Origin of the sequence: Flavobacterium sp. (assembly GCF_044361065.1) — a bacterium.
GTDB lineage: Bacteria > Bacteroidota > Bacteroidia > Flavobacteriales > Flavobacteriaceae > Flavobacterium.
The window spans coordinates 1-5,539 of sequence record NZ_JBIKJI010000142.1; the positions used below are offsets into that span (position 1 = coordinate 1).

Below are 5,539 nucleotides of genomic sequence, written 5' to 3' on the forward strand. Positions count from 1 at the left end.
ACGCAAGAAAATGACGAAAGCAGATATCGTAGCAAAAATTTCGGAAAGATTAGGTCTTGAAAAAGGTGACGTTCAAGCTACTGTAGAATCATTCATGGAAGAAGTAAAAAATTCATTAGAAACTGGTGATAATGTTTACTTAAGAGGATTTGGTAGTTTTATTGTTAAAACAAGAGCCGAAAAAACAGGAAGAAACATTTCAAAAAACACAACTATCAAAATACCTGCTCACAACATTCCAGCTTTTAAGCCGGCTAAAATATTTGTTGAAAGCGTTAAAGAAAAGACAGAAGTAACTGTATAATATTATTTATTAATCAAAAAAACTACACATTATGCCAAGTGGTAAAAAAAGAAAAAGACATAAGGTAGCTACTCACAAGCGTAAAAAAAGAGCGAGAGCTAACCGTCACAAAAAGAAAAAGTAGTCTAATAACTACTTTTCTTTGTTTAAAAACAAGTTACGTTCATTGAATTTTAAATTATTCCGTAAGTTGATGAAGTCAATTTACGATTAGTTTTATTGGGTATTTTACCTAAATTGTTTAATCCATCCTAGCAATAAGTTGCTAGTTGCTAGTTGTTTTGTACCTTTGGTAATAAACAATCAACAACCGACAACAAAATGTTCGGATAAAAAAGATACAGCATGAACAAAGAATTAATCATTAGATCTAGTTCAGACGCAGTAGATTTTGCCTTATTAAAAGATGGAAAACTAATTGAATTACACAAAGAAAAAGAGGCTGGCGACAGCAATCAGTTTCAGGTTGGCGATATTTTTATAGCAAAAATAAGAAAGCCCGTTGCAGGATTGAACGCCGCATTTGTGCATTTAGGTCATGAAAAAGATGCGTTTTTGCATTATCATGATTTAGGACCAAACTTAGGATCTTTGATGAAATTTATTAAACTTGTAAGCGCAGGTAAAATAAAAGATTATTCACTCAAAAATTTCCCTTTTGAACCTGAAATTAGCAAAGATGGCACTATAATGGACACATTAAGCGCCAATCAGTCGATTTTAGTTCAAGTAGTTAAAGAACCTATCTCAACAAAAGGACCGAGAATTAGTTCTGAGATTTCTTTAGCAGGAAGATATGTAGTTTTAGTTCCTTTCTCTGACCGAGTATCCATTTCACAAAAAATTGGAGACCGAGCAGAAAAAGATCGTCTAAAAAAATTACTACAGTCTATAAAACCAAAGGGATTTGGTGTTATTGTGAGAACAGTAGCCGAAGGCAGAAAAACAACTGAGATTGAAAAAGATGTAGAAACACTGTTAGACCGTTGGACTAGCATGTGCAAAAAACTACAAACCGCCCATCATCCCTCAAAAGTATTAGGAGAATTAACAAAATCTTCTTCTATGCTTAGAGATATTTTTAACGATACTTTTACGAGTATTCAAGTAGATGATGAAGATTTGTATTTAAAAACGAAGGAGTATTTGCAAGAAATAGCTCCGGATAAAGCGTCTATCGTAAAACACTATCAGTCGAAAGATTTACCTCTATTTGAGAAGTATAATATAGAAAGACAAATAAAAACCTCTTTTGGAAAATCAGTTTCTATGAGTAAAGGGGCTTATTTAATTATTGAACATACAGAAGCTTTACACGTTATTGATGTAAATTCTGGCAATAGATCAAATAAAGCCACCAACCAAGAAGATACTGCCATGGAAGTAAATATGATAGCTGCAGCTGAAATTGCACGTCAATTACGACTAAGAGATATGGGAGGAATTATTGTTGTCGATTTTATAGATTTACAAAATCCAGATAATAGAAAAGTATTATTCGATTTCTTACGAGAAGAAATGAGTGACGATAAGGCGAAGCATAAAATCTTGCCTCCTAGTAAATTTGGACTGGTTCAAATTACTAGACAAAGAGTTAGACCTGAAGTTAATATTGAAACAAACGAAGAAAACCCGAACGAAAACGGACAGGTTGAAGCGGCCATTTTAATTATTGACAAAATAGAAGCTAACCTTGAAAGCATTATTAAAGACCATAAAAAAGTAGTACTTAACGTACATCCATTTGTGGCCGCATACCTTACAAAAGGTTTTCCATCATTACGTTCAAAATGGTTTTTTGAACATAAGAAATGGGTGAAAATTATACCTCGTGACGCTTACACGTACTTAGAATATCATTTCTTTGATAACCAAGGAAAAGAAATTTTATAAAAAACAAAACCGCTACTCGAAAGAATAGCGGTTTTTTTTTATTTATAAAAATTTAACAAATTAATATTTGTGAATCTTAGTGATAATTTTGCGAATCTCTGCGTAATTAACTTATCTCTTTTTCTGAAAAAAATTAGTCATTAATTCTGCACATTCCTTTTCTAAAATTCCAGAAACCACTTCTGTTTTTGGGTGAATTTGTGTACCTAATGTTTTATAACCTCTTTTTGTATCTGTTGCACCAAATACAATTTTAGAAATCTGACTCCAATACAAGGCTCCGGCACACATTTGGCAAGGTTCTAAAGTAACATATAACGTACAACCTTTTAAGTATTTTCCTCCTAAAAAATTTGCAGCACTTGTAATGGCTTGCATTTCAGCATGTGCCGTAACATCATGTAAAAGCTCAGTTAAATTATGCGTCCGAGCAATTACAGTATTATTTACAACAATTACAGCGCCCACAGGAATTTCGTCTTTTTCAAAAGCAATTTCAGCTTCCTGAAGTGCTTTTTTCATAAAATATTCGTCGGTAAAAATAGTTTCCAAGTTTCTTACAATTATATATTAATCAAATTTACAAACATTATTGTATTTTTGCAGTACAAATGGAAAATTTACTTTCACATATTACGACACCAACCGATTTAAGGAAACTTTCTGAAAATCAATTACCACAAGTGGCCACTGAACTTAGAGAGTTTATAATTGATATAGTCTCCCAAAAAGAAGGCCATTTAGGGGCGAGTTTAGGCGTCATAGAATTAACCGTTGCCTTACATTATGTTTTTGATACGCCAAACGATTTATTAGTTTGGGATGTAGGACATCAAGCATACGGCCATAAAATTTTAACAGAAAGACGCGAAATTTTTCATAAGTATAGAGAAATTGATGGTATCTCAGGATTTCCAAAAAGAAGTGAAAGTATATTTGATGCGTTTGGTGTAGGACATTCTTCTACTTCAATCTCAGCTGCATTAGGTATGGCAATTGCATCGAAAATTAATGGTGATACCGAAAAACAACATATTGCAGTTATTGGCGATGCTTCTATTGCGAGCGGAATGGCATTTGAAGGACTAAATCATGCTGGAGTTACCGATGCGAATTTATTAGTTATACTAAACGACAATGCCATGGGAATTGACCCAAGCGTTGGGGCATTAAAAGACTATTTAACCGCGGTAAAAGAAGGTAAAAACCCAAAAGAAAACAACATTATAAAATCGTTAAATTTTGATTATTCGGGTCCAATTGACGGCCATGATTTGCCTAAATTATTGTCAGAATTAAAACGTTTACAAAAAGTAAAAGGTCCTAAATTTTTACATATTATTACCACGAAAGGAAAAGGATTATCGTACGCGGAAGAAAACCAATTGCAATTTCATGCACCTGGAAAATTTGATAAATTAACAGGTAAAATCATAAAATCGGAAAATGAAAATTTAGCCCCAAAATTTCAAGATGTTTTTGGGCATACCTTAGTGGAATTGGCTACAGAAAATAAAAAAATTGTAGGAATTACTCCAGCTATGCCATCAGGAAGTTCCTTAAAATATATGATGGAAGCTTTTCCAGAACGTGCTTTCGACGTAGGAATAGCCGAACAACATGCCGTAACCTTAGCTGCTGGAATGGCAACACAAGGATTAACGGTATTTTGCAATATTTATTCTACTTTTTTACAACGGGCTTATGATCAGGTGATTCATGATGTAGCGATACAGAATTTACCCGTAATTTTTTGCTTGGACAGAGCCGGATTTGTAGGTGAAGATGGAGCCACACATCACGGATTGTTTGATTTGGCTTATCTAAATTGCATTCCAAACATAATGATTTATGCACCACGTAATGAAATTGATTTACGCAATATTTTGTACACTTCTTCGTTAGGATTAAATCATCCAATTGCGATTCGATATCCAAGAGGAAAAGGCGAAATTATTGATTGGAAACAACCTTTTTCTAAACTTGAAATAGGAAAAATTACAACTTTGAAAAAAGGAACTAAAATTGCTGTTTTGTCTACTGGAACTATTGGAAATACTGTTTCTATAGCTATTGATACACTTGCAACAACGGAGGATTTTTCGCATTTTCATATAGGTTGGGTAAAGCCTTTAGATGAAGAAAAATTAATTAGCATTTTTAAAGAACATAAAATTATTATCACTGTTGAAGAAGGTGTTATTAATGGTGGATTAGGAAGCATAATAAATACTTTTGCCGCCAAAAACAATTTTAAAAATAAAATTATAAATCGTGGCGTGGCAGATGTTTTCATAGAACACGGCACCGTAAAACAACTATTAGAACAAACTAAATTAGACACTCTAAGTTTAACCCAATTATTTACAGAAATTAATTATGAATAGAATCCTTATACTTTTTATCACACTTCTTTTTTTCGCTACAAAATCTTATTCTCAAATTATAAAAACAGAAAAAACTGATTCTACTTCAAATTGGGTAAAAGGAAATAAAGTAGGGTTAGATTTTACACAAATTAGCTTTGTAAATTGGTCTGCAGGAGGAAATAATTCGATTTCTGGTTTGGCTAAAGGAAATTTCATTAGAAATTATACTCGTGATAATATGAAATGGAATAACGAGCTTGTGGTGCGTTATGGAATTAACAAACAAGAAGCGCAAGATCTCAGAAAAACAGATGACCAAATTAATTTAAACTCCACAATTGGATACAGAAGAGACACTATAAACAAGTGGTTTTATGGTGCGAAATTTAGCTTTTTAACTCAATTTTCTAACGGATATAATTATCCAAATGTAAGCAAAGCCATTTCTAAACCATTTGGACCCGCATATATTTTCTTAGGAATTGGTGCAGAATATACCCGAAAAGATTTAGGTTTAACAGTTTATTTGTCTCCAATAACAAATAAAACAACTTTGGTATTAGACAGAAGATTATCTAATGAAGGGGCTTTTGGAGTGGAAAAAGCCATTTATGACGAAACCGGAACGGAAATTATTAAAAACGGAAAACTACATAGAACTGAATTAGGTGCTTTAGTATCAAGTCAATATAAAAGAAAGATAATGACAAATATCAATTTAGATACTCGAGCTACGCTGTATACCGATTATTTAAAAGATTTTGGTAACATTGATATCGATTGGCAAATTAGTATTGAAATGATTGTAAATAAATATGTTCGAGCTAACATCGGCACCCATTTGTTATATGATAACGATATTAAAAACAAACGAGAAGTTGCCGGTGTTCAAATCACAGAAGGCCCAAGAGTACAATTAAAACAAATATTAGGAATTGGTGTTGAATATAGTTTTTAAAATTTTAATTTTACC

5 protein-coding genes are annotated in these 5,539 nt (G+C 32.6%); 4 read left to right on the plus strand and 1 reads right to left on the minus strand.

Annotated elements, in window-relative coordinates; translation table 11 throughout:
- Positions 1 to 10: 10 nt before the first annotated feature.
- Together ACIQ11_RS08525 and ACIQ11_RS08530 are read left to right on the plus strand one after the other, a co-directional pair.
- Positions 11 to 304, plus strand: a complete 294-nt coding sequence (locus ACIQ11_RS08525; protein WP_353076789.1) for an HU family DNA-binding protein — start codon at positions 11 to 13, stop codon at positions 302 to 304.
- A 345-nt stretch (positions 305 to 649) separates the two neighbouring features.
- Entirely contained in the window at positions 650 to 2,197 is a 1,548-nt protein-coding gene (locus ACIQ11_RS08530; RefSeq protein WP_353076788.1) for a ribonuclease E/G, read from the plus strand.
- A gap of 111 nt (positions 2,198 to 2,308) precedes the next feature.
- Here ACIQ11_RS08530 and ACIQ11_RS08535 read toward each other — a convergent pair whose 3' ends face one another.
- Positions 2,309 to 2,749 (minus strand): nucleoside deaminase, encoded by a 441-nt coding sequence (locus ACIQ11_RS08535; RefSeq protein ID WP_396154229.1) that lies wholly within the window; start codon positions 2,747 to 2,749, stop codon positions 2,309 to 2,311.
- 59 nt (positions 2,750 to 2,808) lie between these two features.
- Here ACIQ11_RS08535 and ACIQ11_RS08540 point away from each other — a divergent pair, with 59 nt between their 5' ends.
- Positions 2,809 to 4,584, plus strand: coding sequence for a 1-deoxy-D-xylulose-5-phosphate synthase (locus ACIQ11_RS08540; RefSeq protein WP_396154230.1), 1,776 nt, complete (start codon positions 2,809 to 2,811; stop codon positions 4,582 to 4,584).
- Complete coding sequence (locus ACIQ11_RS08545) at positions 4,577 to 5,524, plus strand: DUF3078 domain-containing protein (RefSeq protein WP_396154231.1); 948 nt, start codon at positions 4,577 to 4,579, stop codon at positions 5,522 to 5,524. Before ACIQ11_RS08540 ends, ACIQ11_RS08545 begins: the two co-directional genes overlap by 8 nt.
- Positions 5,525 to 5,539: the final 15 nt, after the last annotated feature.

Coding starts and splice junctions, on each gene's coding strand:
- ACIQ11_RS08545 (WP_396154231.1), top strand. CDS start 4,577: ATGAATAGAATCCTTATACTTTTTATCACACTTCTTTTTTTCGCTACA.
- ACIQ11_RS08530 (WP_353076788.1), top strand. CDS start 650: ATGAACAAAGAATTAATCATTAGATCTAGTTCAGACGCAGTAGATTTT.
- ACIQ11_RS08525 (WP_353076789.1), top strand. CDS start 11: ATGACGAAAGCAGATATCGTAGCAAAAATTTCGGAAAGATTAGGTCTT.
- ACIQ11_RS08540 (WP_396154230.1), top strand. CDS start 2,809: ATGGAAAATTTACTTTCACATATTACGACACCAACCGATTTAAGGAAA.